Annotated in this window: 15 protein-coding genes; 8 read left to right on the forward strand and 7 right to left on the reverse strand. The window is 69.5% G+C overall.

The features are described from left to right. Positions 1–49: 49 nt before the first annotated feature. The 3 genes from G369_RS0132750 to G369_RS0132760 all read left to right on the forward strand — a co-directional run bounded on the left by G369_RS0132750 (position 50) and on the right by G369_RS0132760 (position 4,682). A complete protein-coding gene (locus tag G369_RS0132750; protein WP_019658299.1) occupies positions 50–985 on the forward strand; it encodes a LysR family transcriptional regulator in 936 nt (311 codons plus the stop codon). 33 nt (positions 986–1,018) lie between these two features. Next, positions 1,019–2,128, forward strand: a complete 1,110-nt coding sequence (gene hemE / locus G369_RS0132755; protein ID WP_019658300.1) for a uroporphyrinogen decarboxylase — start codon at positions 1,019–1,021, stop codon at positions 2,126–2,128. A gap of 454 nt (positions 2,129–2,582) precedes the next feature. Continuing rightward, complete coding sequence (locus tag G369_RS0132760; protein ID WP_208604422.1) at positions 2,583–4,682, forward strand: primosomal protein N'; 2,100 nt, start codon at positions 2,583–2,585, stop codon at positions 4,680–4,682. Positions 4,683–4,717: 35 nt separating this feature from the next. Here G369_RS0132760 and G369_RS0132765 read toward each other — a convergent pair whose 3' ends face one another. Next, on the reverse strand, positions 4,718–4,927 hold the full coding sequence (locus G369_RS0132765; protein ID WP_026346831.1) for a hypothetical protein: 210 nt from the start codon (positions 4,925–4,927) through the stop codon (positions 4,718–4,720). Between the two features lie 236 nt (positions 4,928–5,163). Between G369_RS0132765 and G369_RS0132770 the strand changes: the two genes are divergently transcribed. After that, positions 5,164–5,877: a hypothetical protein gene (locus G369_RS0132770; RefSeq protein ID WP_157773849.1), complete on the forward strand. Its 714-nt coding sequence runs from the start codon at positions 5,164–5,166 to the stop codon at positions 5,875–5,877. Here G369_RS0132770 and G369_RS0132775 read toward each other — a convergent pair. Further along, positions 5,866–6,891 carry an AEC family transporter gene (locus G369_RS0132775; protein ID WP_019658305.1) on the reverse strand — a complete coding sequence of 342 codons (1,026 nt, stop codon included), beginning with the start codon at positions 6,889–6,891 and terminating at the stop codon, positions 5,866–5,868. The two genes, G369_RS0132770 and G369_RS0132775, sit on opposite strands and share 12 nt — an antisense overlap. 157 nt (positions 6,892–7,048) lie before the next feature. Here G369_RS0132775 and G369_RS0132780 point away from each other — a divergent pair, with 157 nt between their 5' ends. The 4 genes from G369_RS0132780 to nadE all read left to right on the forward strand — a co-directional run bounded on the left by G369_RS0132780 (position 7,049) and on the right by nadE (position 11,808). Next, the gene (locus tag G369_RS0132780) at positions 7,049–9,157 is read left to right on the forward strand and encodes an ATP-dependent helicase (protein ID WP_019658306.1); all 2,109 of its coding nucleotides are present in this window, start codon (positions 7,049–7,051) and stop codon (positions 9,155–9,157) included. Positions 9,158–9,186: 29 nt separating this feature from the next. After that, positions 9,187–9,660: a hypothetical protein gene (locus G369_RS0132785; RefSeq protein WP_019658307.1), complete on the forward strand. Its 474-nt coding sequence runs from the start codon at positions 9,187–9,189 to the stop codon at positions 9,658–9,660. Continuing rightward, entirely contained in the window at positions 9,657–10,844 is a 1,188-nt protein-coding gene (locus G369_RS0132790; RefSeq protein ID WP_019658308.1) for a phospholipase A, read from the forward strand. The genes G369_RS0132785 and G369_RS0132790 overlap by 4 nt, the downstream gene beginning before the upstream one ends. 124 nt (positions 10,845–10,968) lie before the next feature. Beyond that, positions 10,969–11,808: an NAD(+) synthase gene (nadE, locus tag G369_RS0132795; protein ID WP_019658309.1), complete on the forward strand. Its 840-nt coding sequence runs from the start codon at positions 10,969–10,971 to the stop codon at positions 11,806–11,808. A 37-nt stretch (positions 11,809–11,845) separates the two neighbouring features. On the opposite strand, the gene G369_RS36745 is transcribed toward nadE, so the two are convergent. The 5 genes from G369_RS36745 to G369_RS0132820 form a co-directional block, all read right to left on the reverse strand. Next, positions 11,846–13,114 (reverse strand): tetratricopeptide repeat protein, encoded by a 1,269-nt coding sequence (locus G369_RS36745; protein WP_019658310.1) that lies wholly within the window; start codon positions 13,112–13,114, stop codon positions 11,846–11,848. A gap of 74 nt (positions 13,115–13,188) precedes the next feature. Beyond that, entirely contained in the window at positions 13,189–14,532 is a 1,344-nt protein-coding gene (locus G369_RS0132805) for an HlyD family type I secretion periplasmic adaptor subunit (protein ID WP_080647963.1), read from the reverse strand. Next, on the reverse strand, positions 14,513–16,636 hold the full coding sequence (locus G369_RS0132810) for a type I secretion system permease/ATPase (protein WP_019658312.1): 2,124 nt from the start codon (positions 16,634–16,636) through the stop codon (positions 14,513–14,515). The genes G369_RS0132805 and G369_RS0132810 overlap by 20 nt, the downstream gene beginning before the upstream one ends. Beyond that, positions 16,633–18,066, reverse strand: a complete 1,434-nt coding sequence (locus G369_RS0132815) for a TolC family outer membrane protein (protein WP_026346834.1) — start codon at positions 18,064–18,066, stop codon at positions 16,633–16,635. Before G369_RS0132815 ends, G369_RS0132810 begins: the two co-directional genes overlap by 4 nt. Further along, on the reverse strand, positions 18,063–19,598 hold the full coding sequence (locus G369_RS0132820; protein ID WP_019658314.1) for a tryptophan halogenase family protein: 1,536 nt from the start codon (positions 19,596–19,598) through the stop codon (positions 18,063–18,065). The genes G369_RS0132815 and G369_RS0132820 overlap by 4 nt, the downstream gene beginning before the upstream one ends. Positions 19,599–19,612: the final 14 nt, after the last annotated feature.

Below are 19,612 nucleotides of genomic sequence, written 5' to 3' on the forward strand. Positions count from 1 at the left end.
AGACCTCAGGTTAGGGAGCGCGGCACTATCATTCAAATCGTTTGGAATCATGGAATACATCAACGAAAGTGATTTCAGGCGGCTCGACCTGAACCTGCTGCTGGTGTTCCACGCGCTGCTGCACGAACGCAGCGTCACGCGCGCGGCGCAGCGCCTGTTCATCGGCCAGCCTGCATTGAGCGGCGCGCTCAAGCGCCTGCGCGCCGCGCTGGGCGACGAGCTGTTTGTGCGCACGTCGCATGGCATGACGCCGACGCCCCGCGCGCTGGAGCTCGCGCGCGTCATCGAGCCGCTGCTTCTGTCGCTGCAGCAGGCGCTGCATGCGCGGCCCGCGTTCGATCCGGCGAAAGCCGAGCGCGTGTTCCGCATCGGCCTGAGCGATGCGCTCGAAGTGGCGCTGATGCCCCGGCTCATGCAGCGGCTCTCCACGGAGGCGCCGGGCGTGAGGCTGATCGCGCGCGAGGCCGACCGCACGAACGCGCCCGCCATGCTCGATGCGGCCGAGATCGAACTGGCGGCGGGCGTGTTCACCGACTGCGCCGCCTGGCACCGACAGCGCGCCTTGTTCGGCTGGCACTTCGTCTGCGTCTACAACCCCACGCTCGTGAAGCTGCGCGGCGGGAAGATCACGCTCGCCGAGTATCTGCGCCACCCGCACCTGCTGACCTCGTTCAGCGCCGACCTCAGCGGCCTCGTCGACGACCTGTTGCGCGAAAAGGGGCACACGCGCAAGGTCGTCTTCTCCAGCCGCAACTTCGCGACCAGCCCCTTCATCGTGCGGCAGATGCCCGCGATCACCACGGTGCCCACCTTCGCCGCCGCCACCTGGCGCGACGCGCTCGGGCTGGCGGTGAGCCCCCTGCCTTTCGAGACGCCGGCCTACGAGGTGTCCGTGCTGTGGGCGGCCGCGCACGACGCCGATCCGGCCCTGCAGTGGCTCATCGGCCTCGTGGCGGACGCGTTCGGCGGCAAGCCGGTTGCCTGAGAGACCAGGACACACCCCTGCGACAATCGCCGGATGCCCTTCGCCCCCCTGCAAAACGACACTTTCCTGCGAGCCTGCTGGCGCCAGGCCACCGACCACACGCCCGTCTGGCTGATGCGCCAGGCCGGCCGCTACCTGCCGGAGTACGTCGCCACCCGTGCCAAGGCGGGCAGCTTCATGGGCCTGGCCACCAACACCGGCTACGCCACCGAGGTCACGCTGCAGCCGCTGGAGCGCTATCCGCTGGACGCGGCCATCCTGTTCTCCGACATCCTGACCGTGCCCGACGCGATGGGCCTGGGCCTGTCGTTCGAGGCGGGCGAAGGCCCGCGCTTCGCCCGCCCGGTGCGCGACGAGGCCGCCGTGGGGGCGCTCGAAGTGCCCGACATGGAGAAGCTGCGCTACGTGTTCGATGCCGTGGCCTCGATCCGCAAGGCGCTGAACGGCCGCGTTCCGCTGATCGGCTTCTCGGGCAGCCCGTGGACCCTGGCTTGCTACATGGTGGAAGGCGCCGGCTCCAGCGACTACCGCCTGGTGAAGAGCATGCTCTACGGCCGTCCCGACCTCATGCACCGCCTGCTGGCCGTGAATGCCGACTCGGTGGCCGCCTACCTCAACGCCCAGATCGACGCCGGCGCGCAGGCCGTGATGATTTTCGACAGCTGGGGCGGCGTGCTGGCAGACGGCGCGTTCCAGGAATTCAGCCTCGCCTACACCGCTCGCGTGCTGGCCGGCCTCAAGCGCACCGGGGCCGACGGCCAGCCGGTGCCGCGCATCGTGTTCACCAAGGGCGGCGGCCTCTGGCTCCAGGACATGCGCGAACTCGACTGCCAGGTGCTGGGCGTCGACTGGACCGTGAACCTGGCCGCCGCGCGCCGCCAGGTCGCCGAAGGCGCCGACGGCAAGGCCAAGGCCCTGCAGGGCAACATCGACCCCAACGTGCTGTTCGCGCAGCCCGCGCAGATCGAGGCCGAAGTGGCCAAGGTGCTCGAAGCCTTCGGCAAGCCGCACGCCGACCGCACGGCTCCGGGCCCGACCCACATCTTCAACCTGGGGCACGGCATCAGCCAGTTCACACCACCCGAGCACGTGGCGGCCCTGGTGGCCGCGGTGCACGCGAAGTCCCGGGCGATGCGGGCCTGAGATTGTTAACGGCGGGTGCCGGGCCGGCGCGGTCGCGGCAACCCGGAAGAAGCCGTCCGCAGCCGTTTGTCAAGCGCAAAAACGGTATATGCAACCCCACTTATGCACAAAACGCGTGCTGCAGTGCGCAAGATTCGCGGGTTACCCATCTTCCTTGCTTCCAAAGAGATAGCAAAGCTAAGTCGTTGATTTGTATAGGATTTGAACTTTGCATTTTTTCCGGGCAATCCAGCCGGAGCCTTGATTTTCAAGGCTTGGCAGCGTGTCGGGCCTGCTTGTCAACAAAGTTATCCACAGGAACTCTGGATGGGATCCAAAGCGCTGGAAAATCAACGACTTAAGTGGTCTTGCTCAAAGTCTCATTAACAAACCGCTCCAAGAAGGATCTCCCATCTCCCCCGCCGGCCTGCCCCTCGACGACCGCGACCAGCCGACGAACGGCGCCCCCTCGGCACTGCCGTGGCGGCTCGACATCGCCGTGCAGACGCCCGCGCACGCCGCGCTCGGCGACCTGCTGAGCTACGCGGGCGCCGAGCCGCTGCCGCCGGGCACGCTGGTGCGCGTTCCGCTGGGCAGGCGCGAGGTGCTGGGCGTGGTCTGGAACGAGCCGGTCTCGCTGGAAGGCACCGAGCCCGACATGGCGCTCAAGCCGGTAGGCGCGGCGCTCGACGCGCTGGCGCCGCTGGGCGAAGGCTGGCGCGACCTCGTGGCCTTCGCCGCGCGCTACTACCAGCGCTCGATCGGCGAAATCGCGCTCGCGGCCCTGCCGCCGCAGCTGCGCGACCTGTCGACCGCGCAGCTCGCACGCCGGCTCAAGCGCAAGAGCGCGGCCGGGCCGGTCGCGCAGACGGCCGAGTCGTCGAACCCGGTGGCGCTGAGCGCGGAGCAGGCGGCCGTGCTGGCTCGCATCGACGAGGGAACGGGCACTTTCCTGCTCGCCGGCAGCACCGGCAGCGGCAAGACCGAGGTCTACCTGCGCTGCGTGGCCGACCTGCTCGCGCGCGAGCCCGAGGCGCAGGCGCTGGTGATGGTGCCCGAGATCAACCTCACGCCGCAGCTCGAGGCCCGCTTCAAGGCGCGCTTCGGCGACGAGGCGGTGGTGTCCCTGCACAGCGGCATGACCAACCCGCAGCGCCTGGCGAGCTGGCTGGCCGCGCACAGCGGTGCGGCGCGCATCGTGCTGGGCACGCGCATGGCGGTGTTCGCGTCGATCCCGGCGCTCAGGCTCATCGTGGTCGACGAGGAGCACGACCCCAGCTACAAGCAGCAGGAGGGCGCGCGCTATTCCGCACGCGACCTCGCCGTGTGGCGCGGCCAGCGCGAGAAGGCCAAGGTGATCCTGGGTTCGGCCACGCCTTCGCTCGAGAGCTGGCACCAGAGCCGCCCCGCCGAAGGCGAGGACCCGGGCGGTCGCTACGTGCGGCTGGCCATGCCCTCGCGCATCGGCGCGGGCGAGCTGCCCGCCGTGCGGCTGGTCGACATGAACCTGCAGCCGCCGAAGACGGTGATCTCGGGCGCGCTGCTCGACGCCATCGGCCAGCGCATCGCCCGCGGCGAGCAGAGCATGATCTTCCTCAACCGACGCGGCTATGCGCCGGTGCTGGCCTGCGGCGACTGCGGCTGGAAGAGCGAATGCCCGCACTGCAGCGCCTATCGCGTATTCCACAAGATCGACCGCACGCTGCGCTGCCACCACTGCGGCTTCACCGAGCGCGTGCCGCGCGCCTGCCCGGCCTGCGGCAATCCCGACATCGCACCGGTCGGCCGCGGCACCGAGCGGCTCGAGGAGCACCTGGCGGAGCTGTTCTCATCGGTGAAGCGGCCCGACGGCAGCGCGGTGCGCATCGCACGCATCGACGCCGACAGCACGAAGAAGCAGGGCGCGCTCGAATCGCAGCTCGCCGCCGTGCACGCGGGCGAGGTCGACGTGCTGGTGGGCACGCAGATGATCGCCAAGGGCCACGACTTCCGCCGCATCACGCTGGTGGCGGCGGTGAACCCCGACGGCGCGCTGTTCTCCAGCGACTTCCGCGCGCCGGAGCGGCTCTTCAGCCTGCTGATGCAGTCGGCCGGCCGCGCGGGCCGCGACGCCGCGTACCTCGCGGCGCAGGGCGCGACGGCCGAGATGTGGATCCAGACGCACCACGCGCAGCATCCGCTCTTCATGGCGCTGCGCAGGCACGACTACACCGCATTCGCCGCGCAGCAGCTCGACGAGCGCCACGCCGCCGGCATGCCGCCCTTCGCCTTCCAGGCGCTGCTGCGGGCCGACGCGCGCGAGCAGTCGGTGGCACAGGGTTTCCTGAACACGGCGGCCGACCAGGCCGAGTCGCTGCCGGGCGCCGACATCGTCACGCGCTACCCGGCGGTGCCGCTGGCGATCCAGCGCGTGGCGAACGTGGAGCGTGCGCAGATGCTGATCGAGAGCCCCTCGCGCGCCGCGCTGCAGAAGCTGCTTGCGGCATGGCAGCCGCTGCTGCACGAACTGCGGCGCACGCCCGAGGGCAAGGGGGTGATCCGCTGGCTGATCGACGTCGATCCGCACAGCATCTGACGTCGGCGGCGGCCGCAGGCCCTGAGACCGCGGTTTCAGTGGTAGCCGGTCGGCTCCTTGCCCATGTCGACATAGCGCAGTTCGTCGTGCCTGCGCCGCGCGACGCCCACCGGCCATGCGAACACCACGAGGCTCAGCGCGGCGAGCGCGATCGCGGTGGCGGTGCCGAACTTGCCGGCATGCCAGAACCAGCCGACGGCCGAGAGCCAGGCCAGCCACAGAAGGATGCGAACCAGAATTGCCATCGCGCGCCCCATTCACATCTTTGACTTGTGAACACTGTAGCAGCGCATCTGCAAACCCAAGCATTCATCTGAAGTGGTAGCCGACAGCTATGCCTTACGGCATGCCCAGGATTACCGAAAATATGTGAAAAATAAGTTGACGGCGCTCGCTGCGCTGCACAAGCTGTAAAGACGCGAACCCGCCGCGGATCGCGAACTCCAAACTGCCTCGCTACTGGTCGCAAAGGTAGGTCACCGTGAAACCGCCGTCTCTTCGTGGTTGGTCCCTCTCGCTGGCATCGGGCCCCTCCGGCCTCGTGGGCCTCATGGGCCTCGCTCTTGCCCTCGCCGCGCCGCCCGCCGCTGCGGCCGAACTGGAACTTCAGGGCAGCCGGCTCGTGGTGTCGGGCATGCTCGACGGCAGCGCGATCAAGGAATTCACCGACCGCCTGACCAGCGGAACGGTCCACACCGTGGTCTTCGAGGACTCCTTCGGCGGCACCGCCGATGCGGCCGGCGCCTTTGCCGACGCGATCCGCGCGAGCGGCGTGCAGACCGAAGTGCGCGGCCAGTGCATGGCAGCCTGCGCCTACGCCTTCCTGGCCGGCAAGACCCATCGCTTCGGCTACGGCCCGCAGGTCAACGGCATCCTGCTTCCGGTGGCGCAGCGCCCCACCGCCGCCGAGCTGGCCGTGCGCTGGCGCGGCGACGAGGCCCACAAGACGCTGGCCGAATTCACGCCCACCTCGGCCGTTGCCAAGCCCATCGAGACCAGCGCGGCGCCTTCTGCAACGGGGGACGCCAAGGACAACTGGCAGCCCGACCACGGCGTGCTCTTCACCGCGAGTCCCACCCTCTTCGGCCGCATCTACAACACCTACTACTGCGACGGCACGCAGGGCCGCGACTTCTCGAAGTGCGAGCGCCTGGCCGATGCCGATCCGTTCAAGCTCGGCGTGCTAACTCCGTAGCGCGCTCACTGCCAGGGGAAAGCTCAGGAAGGCGATCACCGTCGTCCACAGGATGATGCGGGCGATGCGCCCGTTGTCCGCGCCGAAGCGCTCTGCCAGCATCGACACGTTGCTCGCGCTCGGCAGTGCCGCCACCAGCACGATGGCGACGAGTGCCGCGTGCGACAGCGGCAGCCCCAGCGCGATGGCGCCCCGCCCCAGCCCCCAGACCAGCAGCGGATGCACGATGAGCTTCACCGCCACCACCGGCAGCACGTCGCTCCACGGCGCCCTGGCCGCCAGCATGCGGCCGGTGGCGCCCATGGCCTCGGCCACGGCCGCGCTCGCGTCGTGCTCGCGCGCCAGCAGCGCCGAGCGGGCCAGCACCGCGCCGATGGTGAAGAGCGCCACCGGCGAGGCCGCGTCGGCCAGCATGGCCACGGTCCGCTCGACGGGGCCCGGCAGCGTCCAGCGCGCGGCCGACAGCAGCACGCCCAGCAGGATCGACCACGGCATCGGGTTGACCACGATGCCGCGCAGCGCCTTGCGCGCCGCCAGCATGGCACCGTGCCGCCCGGCCTCCCCGGCCCCGTCGAGCCGCGATAGCGCGATGCACAGCGAGGAAGTGACGACCAGGTCGAACGCGATCGTGATGATGATCGGCCCCGCCGCCTGGGCGCCGAGGATGGCCACCAGCAGCGGCACGCCCATGAAGCCGGTGTTCGGGAACGCGGCCACCAGCGCGCCGAAGGCGGCGTCGTTCCAGCCCACGCGCGCATTCCGCGTGAAGGCCACCACGCCCGCCACCACCGCCAGCGCGCAGATGCCCCAAACCAGTGCGACGCTGCCGTCCAGCAGCTGACCGATGGGCGTGCCGGCCCCGAAGCGCAGCAGCATGCACGGCAGCGCGAAATACAGCACGAAGGTGTTGAGGCCGGGAATGGCGTCCAGCGGCAGGATGCGGGCGCGCGCCGCGCCGTAGCCGGCCGCGATCAGCGCGAAGAAAGGGAAAGTAACAAGGAATACAGCCAGCACACCCCATTGTCGTTGCCTGCTGCCGGGGGGATGCATCGGCGTTGCGCGCCTACAGCCGCGAAAGCGCCGGCCCCGTATCATTGCCCGCTTTGCGCCGGCCGTTCCCCACGGCGTTTGCGGCGGCAGTTTCCGGCTTCCTCGGTTCTCTTTTCCTCCCATGTCCCACGGTCTCAATCCCGCACAGCTCGAAGCGGTCAACTACATGAGCGGTCCCTGCCTGGTGCTCGCCGGCGCGGGCTCGGGCAAGACGCGAGTGATCACCCACAAGATCGGCCGGCTGATCCAGTCGGGCATCGAGCCGCAGCGCATCGCGGCCATCACCTTCACCAACAAGGCCGCCGCCGAGATGCGCGAGCGCGCGAAAGACCTCATCGGCAAGGACGCGCGCAAGGTGGTGGTGTGCACCTTCCACGCGCTGGGCGTGCGCATGATGCGCGAGGACGGCAGCGTGCTCGGCCTGAAGAACGCGTTCAGCATCCTCGATGCCGACGACGTGACCAAGATCCTGAAGGACGCCGGCGGCACCACCGACGCGGCCACCGCCCGCATCTGGCAGTGGACCATCAGCAAGTGGAAGAACATGGGCCTGAACGCCGCGCAGGCCGAGGCCCAGGCGGCCGACGACAACGAGCGCATCACCGCGAAGATCATGGCGCGCTACGAGGAGCGCCTGCTGGCCTACCAGAGCGTGGACTTCGACGACCTCATCGGCATGCCGCTGAAGCTGCTGTACGAGTTCCCTGAAGTACGCGCCAAGTGGCAGGCGAAGATGGGCCACATCCTCGTCGACGAATATCAGGACACCAACGCCACGCAGTACGACGTGCTCAAGGCCCTGGCCGGCGAGCGCGGCCACTTCACCGCGGTGGGCGACGACGACCAGTCCATCTACGGCTGGCGCGGCGCCACGCTGGACAACCTGCGCAAGCTGCCGGTCGACTATCCGAAGCTCAAGGTCATCAAGCTGGAGCAGAACTACCGCTCCACCAGCGCCATCCTGCGCGCGGCCAACAACGTGATCGGGCCGAACCCGAAGCTCTTTCCGAAGACGCTGTTCTCCGAACTCGGCGAAGGCGAGCCGGTGCGCATCGTCGATGCCGACAACGAGGCGCACGAGGCCGAGCGCGCGGTGGCTCGCATCATCAGCATCCGCGCGGGCGAGGCCACCACGCAGGGCAAGCAGTACAAGGAGTACCGCGACTTCGCCATCCTCTACCGCGCCAACCACCAGGCGCGCGTGTTCGAGCAGGCGCTGCGCAAGGCGCAGATCCCGTACAAGGTCTCCGGCGGCCAGAGCTTCTTCGACCGCGCCGAGATCAAGGACCTGTGCGGCTGGTTCCGCCTGTGGGTCAACAACGACGACGACCCGGCGTTCCTGCGCGCCATCACCACGCCCAAGCGCGGCATCGGCCACACCACGCTCGCCAGCCTCGGCACCTTCGCTAGCCAGTACAAGCTGAGCCTGTTCGAGGCGCTCTTCAGCCCGTCGCTGCCCAGCGTGCTGCCCAAGCGCACGCTCGAGGGCATCCACGAGTTCGGCCGCTACATCAACGACCTCGAATACCGTGCGCGCCGCACCATGGGCGCCGAGGACTCGCGCACCTTCATGCTCGACTGGCTCAAGGAGATCGAGTACGAGAAGCACCTCTACGACGGCGAGGACAGCGAGGCCGCCGCGGCCTCGCGCTGGACCAACGTGCTGGAGTTCGTCGACTGGATGTCGCAGCGCGCCGGCGGCACGCTCGACGACGCATCCGGCGCCGACAGCGGTGGCATCGAGAGCGAGCGCAAGAGCCTGCTCGAGGTGGCGCAGACGATCTCGCTGCTGTCCACTATCAGCGAGCGCGAGCAGGACCAGGACGTGGTCACGCTCTCCACGCTGCATGCCTCCAAGGGCCTCGAGTGGCCGCACGTGATGCTCATCGGCGTGAGCGAGGGCCTGCTGCCCTTCAAGCTCGACGACGACAACGGCCGCCAGCAGCAGGTCAGCGAAGACACGCTGCAGCGCCTGCAGGAAGAGCGCCGCCTGATGTACGTGGGCATCACGCGCGCGCAGCGCAGCCTGGCCGTGAGCTGGACCAAGAAGCGCAAGCAGGGCCGCGAGATGGTGCCCTGCGTGCCCAGCCGCTTCATCGCCGAGATGGGCCTGGACAAGGCCACCACCAGGGAAGACCCGCGCGAGAAGCTCAAGGCGCTGCGCGCCGAGTTCGCGCGCAAGGCGCAGGACAGCGCGGCGAAGGCGGCAGCGGCCGCCTCGGCGCCATGAGGACGACAGCGAGGACGACGACGAACACGATGAAGAAGAAGACCACCGCGACCGGTGCGCTGCTCGCCGGCGCCATTGCCCTCCTTTCGGGCTGCGCCTCGATGAGAGGCGGCAACCCCGACTGCCCCACCGACGCGCGCGACCTGCCGCTGGAATCGCTCTACGGCAGCTGGGAAGCCCGCTTCGACAACCTGCCGGCCGTGGCCGTCGTGCAGCTCGGCAAGCACCCCGACTACGACGGCGTGCGCGGCACCATCACGCGCAACGGCGCCAACCCGGCGAAGGCCACGGTCGCGCAGCTCGCGGGCGACGTGGACGACGAAGGCGCGCTCTCCATCGACGAGTCGCAGGACGGGCGCGCCATCAGCGGCGTCTGGTCCGGCAAGCTGCAGGCCGGCTCGTGCGGCCGCGAATTCAGGGGCACCTGGCGCAATGCGGCCGACGAGAGCACGCACCCGTTCGTGCTCAGCAAGACAGTGGCACAGGAAGGAAAGAAGCCATGACGAAGACGAAGAAGATCATCCCGCGGTCCCGATTCGGGTTCGGCACGCTCGCCGCCGTGGCGACCTGCCTGGGCGGTACGGCGGGCGCGTTGCACGCGCAGGCCGTGGACAAGCCCCCGAGCCCGCTGGCCGACTCGCAGCTCACCTGGCAGCAGTGCACCGCGCTCGGCGCCAACAACGAGGCCCGCCTGGCCTGCTTCGACCGCTGGGCGCAGCAGCAGACGCTGCCCGCCGCCGCGGTGCCGCCCGCCCCGCCGGTGCTCGCGAGCACGCAGCCGCCGGTGGACGGATCGGTGCCCGCCACGCGCGTGGTCTCGGTGGCCACCACCGAGGGCTGCCGCGACCGCCAGTACTCGGCGCTCTCGCGCTTCTGGGAACTGGAGAACGCCACCGACTGCGGCACCTTCGGCTTCCGCGGCTACCGTCCGCTGAACGTGTCGGTCTCGGCCGCCACCAAGAAGCCGGAGACGCCGACCTCGCCCTCGCCCGACCACACCGCCGACCCCGTGGCCTACCAGGCCAACGAGATGCGCATCGGCCTGTCGGTGCGCACCAAGCTCGCGCAGGGCCTGCTCACGCAGAACGACCCGGTCAAGAAGGACTCGCTGTGGTTCGCCTACAGCCAGCAGTCGACCTGGCAGCTGTTCAACGGCTCCATCTCGCGGCCCTTCCGCACCACCGACCACGAGCCCGAGCTGATGTATGTCTACCCGGCCGACTTCAAGCTGCCGGGCGGCTGGCGCTGGCGCTATGCCGGCCTGGGCATCGTGCACCAGTCCAACGGGCAGAGCCTGCCGCTGTCGCGCAGCTGGAACCGCGTGTACCTGATGGGCGGCGCCGAGCTGGACGACCGCTTCACCATCACCGGCCGCATCTGGAAGCGCATCTCCGAAAGCGCCGCGAAGGACGACAACCCCGACATCGCCGACTACATCGGCCGCGCCGAGATCACCGGCCGCTGGAACCTCAACCGCGACAACCAGCTCGCCGTGACCGTGCGCAACAACCTGCGCGACAGCGGCCGCGGCTCGATCCGCCTCGAATGGCTTAAAGCCATCGGCGACCCGACCAAGAGCAACCTGCGCTTCCACACGCAGCTGTTCTCGGGCTACGGCGACACGCTGGTGGACTACAACCGCAAGCGCACGGTGCTCAGCATCGGCCTCAGCCTCGTGGATTTCTAGGCTCGCCCCCAGGCTTCGCGCACTTCGTGTCGCTTCGCCAACCCCCTTCCGGGGGCAACACCTGCGGCCCGGCGAAGCCGGTTCCGCGGTGTTCCACCGGAAGAACTCAAGGAGAATTCGCCGTATGAGTCAAGACCTCACCCCCGTCGACGACACGCAGCGCGAGATCATCGCGGCGCTGCATGTCGCGCCCGTCTTCGATGCAGCCCGCGAACTGGAGCGGCGCGTCGACTTTCTCGCAAGCTACCTGAAGCAGACCGGCCTGAAGACGCTGGTGCTGGGCATCAGCGGCGGCGTCGATTCGCTGACCGCCGGCTGCCTCGCGCAGCGCGCGGTCGAGAAGCTGCGCGCCACGGGCTACGACGCGAGCTTCATCGCGATGCGCCTGCCCTACGGCGTGCAGAAGGACGAGGCCGAGGCGCAGGCCTCGCTCGCGGTGATGAAGCCCGACCGCACGATCACGGTGGACATCCGCCCCGCGGCCGACGCCATGCTCGCGGCGCTGAAAGCCGGTGACCTGGAGTTCCGCGATGCGGCGCATGAAGACTTCGTGCTCGGCAACATCAAGGCGCGCCAGCGCATGATCGCGCAGTTCGCGGTGGCCGGCGCGCACGACGGCATCGTCATCGGCACCGACCATGCGGCCGAGGCGCTGATGGGCTTCTTCACCAAGTTCGGCGACGGCGCGGCCGACATCACGCCGCTGACCGGCCTCAACAAGCGCCGCGTGCGCGCGGTGGCGCAGCTGCTGGGCGCGCCCGACGCGCTGGTCTACAAGGTGCCGACCGCCGACCTCGAGTCGCTGGTGCCGGGCAAGCCCGACGAGGACGCCTTCGGCGTCACCTACGAGCAGATCGACGACTTCCTCGAAGGCAAGCCTGTGTCGGCCGAGGCGCGTCGCATCATTCTTTCCACGCATCGCAAGAGCGCACACAAGCGCGCGCTGCCCGTCGAGCCGTTCTGAGCAGGGCGCCCGCCCCGCCTCGCCTTCCCGCGCTGCCTCAGCGCGTGACGACCTTCCAGCGCCCGGCCGAGATCTCGGCGGCGTAGGGCGCCGGAATGCTGGCTTCGTAGGCGTTGCCGCGCACGACCGCGTCGTAGCTGCACACGGGCTGGCCTTCGGCGTCGTACAGGGTCCAGCGCACCTGGGTGCCGTCGGGCGCCTCGTGCACCACCTGCATCGAGGGTGCGCCGATGTTGGCGCCCACATGGGCGTAGCGCGCGTCCACCGTCATCGGCACGTGGGGCGGAAAGGGCTCGCTGCCCGGCAGGTCGAACCACTCGTCGTGCATGAGCAGGCTGCGCTGGGCGACCTTCCAGACCCGGTGCCGCAGGAAATGCTGGTCGGCATAACGCGAGGAAAAAGGGCGGCTGCGCAGGTAGGCGCGCATGTCGCCGGCCATGTCCCAGAACACGCCGGCACACGCGCCCCACATGCCGGCGAGCATGAGCTCGGTGTGCGAGTGGTAGTCGCGCATCACGTGGAACCAGCGGTCGGAGGCACACCACGCGCGCACCGCAGCCTGGTCGCGGGTGGACAGCAGTGAATCGGCATCGCGGAACTGCACGCGGTGGACGCAGGGGTCGTCGAGCGCGAGGAAGCGCCACATGGTGCCCGGCAGGTCCTGACCGCCGATGGAGCGCACGTCGATCACCGCGGCGCCCTCCCGCATCAGCCGGCCGCAGACGTCGACCGGCACGGAATCGTCTACATAGAAGCGGCACAGCCACGCCGGGAAGAACTCGCGCGCGGCCCGCACGTTGAGCACAGCCATCTCGCAGTAGCGCGGATCGCCGCCGAAGAGGCTGAAGGCTATGAGGTTGCGATGGCGGTTACGTTCGTCGAACCGGCAAGGTACGGGCAGGCCGACGGTGGTGGCAGCCGGCTCCCTGTCGGCCTCCAGCATCTTCAGCCGCAGCGACTCGGAGCCGAACCTGCGCACCTCGTCGCGCTTGCCGAGCTGCCCGGCCGCCTCGGCCAGCCCGTCGAAGGTGTTGGCGGTACCGAGTTCGCCGATGACGCGCAGGTAGAGGTGATAGGCCTGCTGCGGCTGGCCGAGCCTCAGCAGGCACAGCGCGACGTCGGCCAGCGGCTGCGGGCTGTACGTGGCCTGCCATGCCTGCGACGCGAAGCCCCGCGCCTTCTCGTAGTCGCCTGCCGCAAAGGCCGCGCGGAACCTCGTGCCGAGGGCGTCCAGCGCCTGCTGCGTGATCGCCGGCCTGCGCACCGGAACCGGTGACTTCGTCTTCTTCGTGCCCGCCTTCGCCATCGTCGCGCTCCCTTCGCCTCTGCGTTGTTTCGCCTCTTCGCGTGTTCGCTTCTTCGCTTGCTCGCTCGTTCGCCTCAGCGCTCGCGCAGCGCCTCTCGCGCCTTGTTGAGCGGCTTGACCAGGTAGTCGAGCACCGACTTGCTGCCGGTGTGGATGTCCACCGAGGCGATCATCCCGGGCACGATAGGGAAGCTCTTGCCGCTCCTGTTCGTCAGGTGGTCGGCGTCGGTGCGGATGTACACGCGGTAGTAGTACACGTCGCGCCTCACGTCGTCCTGGATGGTGTCGGGCGAGATCGTCGTCACCTTGCCCGGCAGGCCGCCGAAGATGGCGTAGTCGTAGGCCGTCACCTTCACCGTCGCCTCCTGCCCCGGGTGGATGAAGGCCACGTCGCGCGGCGAGATGCGCGCCTCCACCAGCAGCTTCTCGTCGAGCGGCACGATCTCCATGAGCTTGCCCCCCGGCGGCAGCACGCCGCCCACCGTGGTCACTGCGATGTCCTTCACGATGCCGCGCACCGGCGAGGCGAAGGTCAGGCGCGTGAGCGAATCGGAGCGTCCGCGCGTCACCGAGCGCTGCGCCTCGATCTCGGCGTTGGCCCTGGCGAGCTCCTCGCGCGCCTTCACGTAGTACTGGCTGCGGATGTCGGCCGCCTTGCTCTCGGCCTCGTTGATCTGGCGCTTCAGGCGCAGCACCTCGACGTCGCTCGCGGCGCCGCGCGACACCAGCGGCTCGGTCAGCGCCAGTTCGCTACGCATCAGCGCCAGCGCCTGCGTCACGCCGGCGAGACTGCTCGAGAGCTGCTCCCGGCGCGAGCGGTAGAGCGCGGTCTCGGTGCGCACGAGGTCGGTGTCGGCCTGCACCTCCGGCGGAAACGCCAGCGGCGTGCCGCCCACCTCGGCCGTCAGCCGCGCCGACATGGCGAGCGCTGCGCGCATGCGGGACGCGCTCTCCTGCACGGTCGACTCGGTCTTGGTCCTGTCGAGTTGCGCGAGCACCTGCCCCTCCTCGACGATGTCGCCCTCGGCCACCTTCAGGTCGACCAGGATGCCGCCTTCGAGCGACTGCACCATCTGCTCCTTCGACGACGGCACCACCTTGCCGGTGCCGGTGGACACCTCGTCGAGCTCGAAGCGCCAGGCCCACGCCAGCAGCAGGAGCAGCGCCGCGCTGACGATCCAGACGATCAGCGAGGAGCGCGGCAGCGGCGGCTCCGAGGGCGAGCGGGGTGCGGCGGCTGGCGCCACGGGCAGCCGCGACGGCGGCCTCGACGGAGGCACCGGCGCTGCCGGTGCGGCCGTGGCAGGCTGCGCGGGAAGTTCCGCGACCGTCTTCGGCGCGGCCTGCGCCGCGTCGGCCACCACCACTTCGCCGCCCACGGTACTGGGACGGCCCGCTTCAGACGTTGCTGTTGCCATGGGAAAGCTCTCCAATCACGCGGTCCCTCGGACCATCCAGAACCACGCGCCCGCCATCGACCACGATGATCCGGTCCACCCAGTGCAGCACCGGCATGCGGTGCGTCGCCACCACCAGCGTGCGCGGCGCCAGCCAGTCGCCGAGCGAATCGATGACCTGGCGTTCCGTGACTTCGTCGAAATGCGCGGTGGGTTCGTCCAGCAGCACGATCGACGGCTGGCGTATGAGCGTGCGCGCGAGAAGCAGCGCCTGCCGCTGGCCGCCCGAGAGGCCGAGGCCGCCCTCGTGGATCATCTCGCCCAGGCCTTCCGCGCGGGACTGCACGAAAGGCAGGGCGCCGGCCATCGTGAGCGCCTCCAGCAGCTGATCGTCGGTCGCCAGCGGCATGCCCATGGTGACGTTCTCGCGGATCGAGCCGTGGAAGAGCCGCGCGTTCTGCGTGAGCAGGCCCACGTCGCGGCGCAGGTCGGACGGGTCGATCAGCGCGATGTCGAGCGAATCGAGCGTCACATGCCCGCGCTGGGGCGACTGCAGGCCGGCCAGCAGCTGTAGCAGCGTGGACTTGCCCGCGCCCATGCGGCCCAGCAGCGCGACCTTCTCGCCGGGCTGTATCTGCAGCTGCGCGGCCGCGAAGGCTGGGCTCCTGTCGTCCTTGCCGTATCGGAATTCGACGCCTGCGACGTTGTAGCGTCCCTGCATTGCGGACACGTGGACCAGGCGCGCACGCTCGGGGTGGTCTACCGGCCGCTGCATGAGCTGGTCGAGCCCGGCCCGCGCCACCTTGGCCTGCTGCCAGCGCGCAAACACGCCCGAAAGCGGCGCGAGCGGCGCGATCATGCGCGAGGCGAGGATCGACGATCCCACCAGCGCACCGGTGGTCATTTCGCCCTTCATCACCAGGAAGCAGCCGGCCAGCAGCGTCACCGCGTAGACGGTGGTCTGCACCTCCTGCGTCCAGGTCATGAGCAGCCCCGTGAGAAAGCGCTGGCGCATGCTGACGCCGGCTGCGACGTCGTTGGCGTGGTTCCACTGGTTCTGGAAGCGCGGCTCTGCGCGCATCAGCTTGATGTCTTCCAGGCCCTCGACGGCTTCGACCAGCAGCGCATTGCGCAGCGCCGACTCGCGCATGCCCTCGCTGGCGAGCCGTGCGAGAGGCTTCTGGATCAGCAGCCCCGGAATCACCAGCAGGGGCACCGCGGCCAGCGCCACCAGCGCGAGGGGTCCTGCCACCAGCCACAGCACGACCAGGAAGAGCACGAAGAACGGCAGGTCCGCCACCGCGCCGATGGTGGTGGAGGTGAGCAGCTCCCGCACCTGCTCCACCTCGCGCACCTGGGCGATGAAGGAGCCGGTGGACTTGGAGCGGGCGTCGGTGCGCACGCGCAGCGCGTGGCCGAAGACGAGATCGGACACCTTGAGGTCTGCACGCTTGCCGATCACGTCGGAGATGTGCGTGCGCGACGTGCGCAGCAGGAACTCGAAGGCCACGGCGAGCATGACGCCGCCGAACAGCACCCACAGCGTGGACTCCGACTGGGCGGGCACCACCCGGTCGTAGATCTGCATCGAGAAGATCGTCGAGGCCAGCGCCAGCACGTTCGCGAACACCGAGGCCAGCACGATGTCGCCATAGCGGCGCCAGTCGCGCAGGGCGACGGCCCAGAACCAGTCCTTGCGGTAGGGACGGATGTAGTCGTCCACGCGCGCGTCGGGCACGGCCGTGTTGGGCCGCAGGATGGCGGCGCGCTGCGCGCGCGCACAGAGCTCGTCGACGGACAGCGAGGTCTCCAGTCCCTGGTCGCCGCACAGCAGCACGCCCAGCCTGCCGCTGCCGTCGGCCGTGCGGACCACCCCGACCTCGCCGTTGTCGAACTCCACCACCAGCGGCAGCCGCCAAGGGTCGAGCTGCGTGCGGGAAAAGGCGTCGAGCCGCAACGCGAGGCCCAGGTGCCGCGCCATGTGGTCGAGCAGCGCGTCCAGCGGCGTGCCGCGCTCCCATGCCAGCGAGACGCGCACGCGCTCCTGCGAGGCGCCGATGCCGTAGTGGCGTGCGACGTAGAGCATGGCGTCGAGCCAGCTGGTGTACTGCGGAGGCAGTTTCATGGAAGCAGCTCCATTCCCTGGACGGTTGTGTTGTCGAGGCCGTAGAAGGCGCGGCCCTGTCCCGTCGCGCCGATGTAGCCGATGCGGCTCTCCCAGAGGTCGTGCAGCACGGCCTCCTGGTCGGCCGCGGCCTGGTGGATCTCCTGCTCGGCGTTGAGCAGGTCGAGGATGGAGCGCGTGCCGAGCGTGTACTGCTCGCGGTAGAGGTCGCGTGCCTCGGCGATGCTGCGGCGCCGCTCGGCCAGCACGCCCAGTCGTGCCTGCGCGCCGGCGACCTGCTCGCGGAAGCTGCGCGCCTGGTCGCCCGCATTCAGGCGGGCGGCATCGATGCGCATGCGCGCGGCCTCCTCGGCGGCGGTGGCCGAGCGCACCTGGGCGTCCATCGCGCCGCCCTGGTAGATCGCGCTGGAGAGGTTGAACATGACCGTGTGGTTGAAGCCGTTGCGTTCCAGCGTGCCTGGGTTGACTCCGCCCATGGCCTTGTTGGCGGAGACGTCGAGGCTGAGCGTCGGGTAGCGCTGCGCCTTCGCGACATCGAGCTGGGCGGCGGCAACGCGCCGGTCCGCCTCTGCGGTCAGCACTTCGGGCAGCAGGCTGGTGTCCGGCGGCTGGTCGAAGCGCAGCTCGCTGGCCAGCTGCTGCGGCAGCGCTGCGACGAGCGCCGGGGCGGGGCCGCCCAGCAGCGTTGCCAGGCGTTCGCGCGACTGCGCGAGCAGCGACTTCACCTGCAGCAGGTTGGCGCGCGCACTCTCGACGCGCGACTCGGCCTGCAGCGGATCGGCCCCGGTGCTCAGCCCCGACTTCGCGCGCAGCCGCGCGGTCTCGAGCACCTTCTCGACCGCGTTGACCTGCTCCTGCGCGATCGCGGCGAGCGACTGGTAGCGGTGCGCCCTGACCACGGCCTCGGCCGTCTGCTGCGCGACCGCATCGATCTGCCTCAGCACGATGGCCTGCTGGCGCCGGACCTGGGCCTCGGACTGGTCGACAGCGCCCGAGACCTTGCCGAAGTCGTAGAGCATCTGCGACAGCGAGGCGCTGGCGAGCATGCCGTTGCCGCGCCTTGCGCCGCCGCTGTTGTTGTTGAGGCCTGCCCCCATGCCCAGCTTCACCTGCGGGTAGTAGCCGGCGCGCGCCACGTCGGCGCCTCCGGACTGCTGCGCCAGCGTGGCGATGGCATCGGCGATGGACGGATGGCGCGCCACCGCGCGGCGCACGGCATCGGCCAGCTCCAAGGGCTTCGAGTCTTCGGCGGCTGCCTGAGTCGATGGATGCATCGCCGCCGTGGCGCGGGCCGCGCCGAGCTCGCGAGCCAGTGCGCTAGGCGCGAGCCGCCGCGACGCCTTCAGCTCGACAGGAGCATCCTGCGCGGCGGCGGGCAGGCCGGCCAGGGCCACCAAGGCGGCCGCGCAGAGTTTCGTTCGAGGGGTCACGCGCTTCGCTCCTGCGTGGAAGAGAAATTGCCCGCAGCGCCGAGTTCGCGCATCCGGTTGATGTAGGCCCCCACGCGCCTGCGGCTGGCGGCGGGCAGGCTCGCCAGTTCGGCCGCAGCCGCCTCGCGCGGCACCACGCCCAGCGGCGCGGCCACGAAGAGCCAGTTGATGGCGTGGAAGATTCCCTGCCATCCGTTGATGGCGTAGGCCTGCACGTCGACCATCCGCGGGGTGCGCTGCTGAAAGCACGCCCACAGCTCCGCGTAGCTGGGCGGCAGCGGCAGTTCCGCCACGTCGCGCCAGAAGGCGGTGTCTCGCCGCGGGCAGTCGTAGTGCATGCGCAGGAAGTCGCGGATGCCGGACCAGCAACGCGCATTGGCTTCGTTGAAGTCGTCGATCAGGTGCCCCGCCACCACACCGTCACCCGCGGCGACGATGCGCTCGAAATTGCGCAGCTGCTCGAGCATCTGCCCGATGGAAGTCGCCTCCAGCGGCTCCACGAAGCCCGAGGCCAGCCCGATCGCCATCACGTTGCCGACCCAGACCTGCTCGAAGTGGCCGGGCTCGAACCTGAGCGTGCGCATGGGCTCGATCCCGGGGCCGATGCGGCGATGGATCTCGTCGACGACCTGCGCCTCGTCGGTATGGGCGCTGCTGAAGACGTAGCCGGCGCCCACGCGCTCCATCAGCGGTATCTGCCACATCCAGCCCGCGGGCATCGCGATCGCTCGCGTGACCAGCGACGGATTGGGCTGCGGATGCGGCATGTGGAAAGGCACGGCCCGATCCAGCAGCAGGTAGTCGGAGAACGAGCGCCAGCGCACGCCCAGCTTGCCGCCGATGCCCAGTCGTGCCAGCCCGGACGCATCGATGAGCAGGTCGAGTCCGACGACCTCCTCGACGCCTTCGAGCCTTGCGGCGCGCGCCATGCCCTCCGCGTCGCACACCAGCTCCTCGACGCGCGCCTGCTGGTGCACCACGCCGCGCGAGACGGCCACGCGGCGCAGGTAATCGGCCAGCTTGTGGCTGTCGAAATGGAAGGACGCCGACAGGCCCGAACTCTCGCCGAGCTGGAGCATCGCCGCGGCCTGCTGCTGCGATGCATTGATGGCGATCGACGCGAAGCCCGGTATGTACCGATGCAGCTCGATGCCTTCGTGCACCATGCCTGAAAGCAGAGGATGGAAGCCGGCTTCCATCCAGTCGATCTCCTGCAGCCCTGGACGGCCGAAGAGGTGGTAGTAGCGGTCGTCGTCGTCGCCGGTGCGCCAGCCTTCGTAGCAGAAGCCGAGCTTGAAGGCCGCGCCGGTTTCGCGCACGAACTCCTTGAGACCGATGCCGTTGCGGCGCAGCGCGTCGATCAGATTGAGCAGGCCGCCCTCGCCCACGCCGACGATGCCGATGTCGGGCGACTCGATCACGCGCACCTCGACATTCGGTGCGAACAGGCGGCGCAGCGTGAGCGCCGAGAACCAACCCGCGGTTCCGCCGCCGATGACGACGACGCGGGAGATGTTGCGAAGATTCAGCATATGTGTGCTTTCAT

The sequence above is a fragment of the Variovorax atrisoli 110B genome (assembly GCF_000382045.1).
In the GTDB taxonomy this organism is placed as follows: domain Bacteria; phylum Pseudomonadota; class Gammaproteobacteria; order Burkholderiales; family Burkholderiaceae_C; genus Variovorax; species Variovorax atrisoli.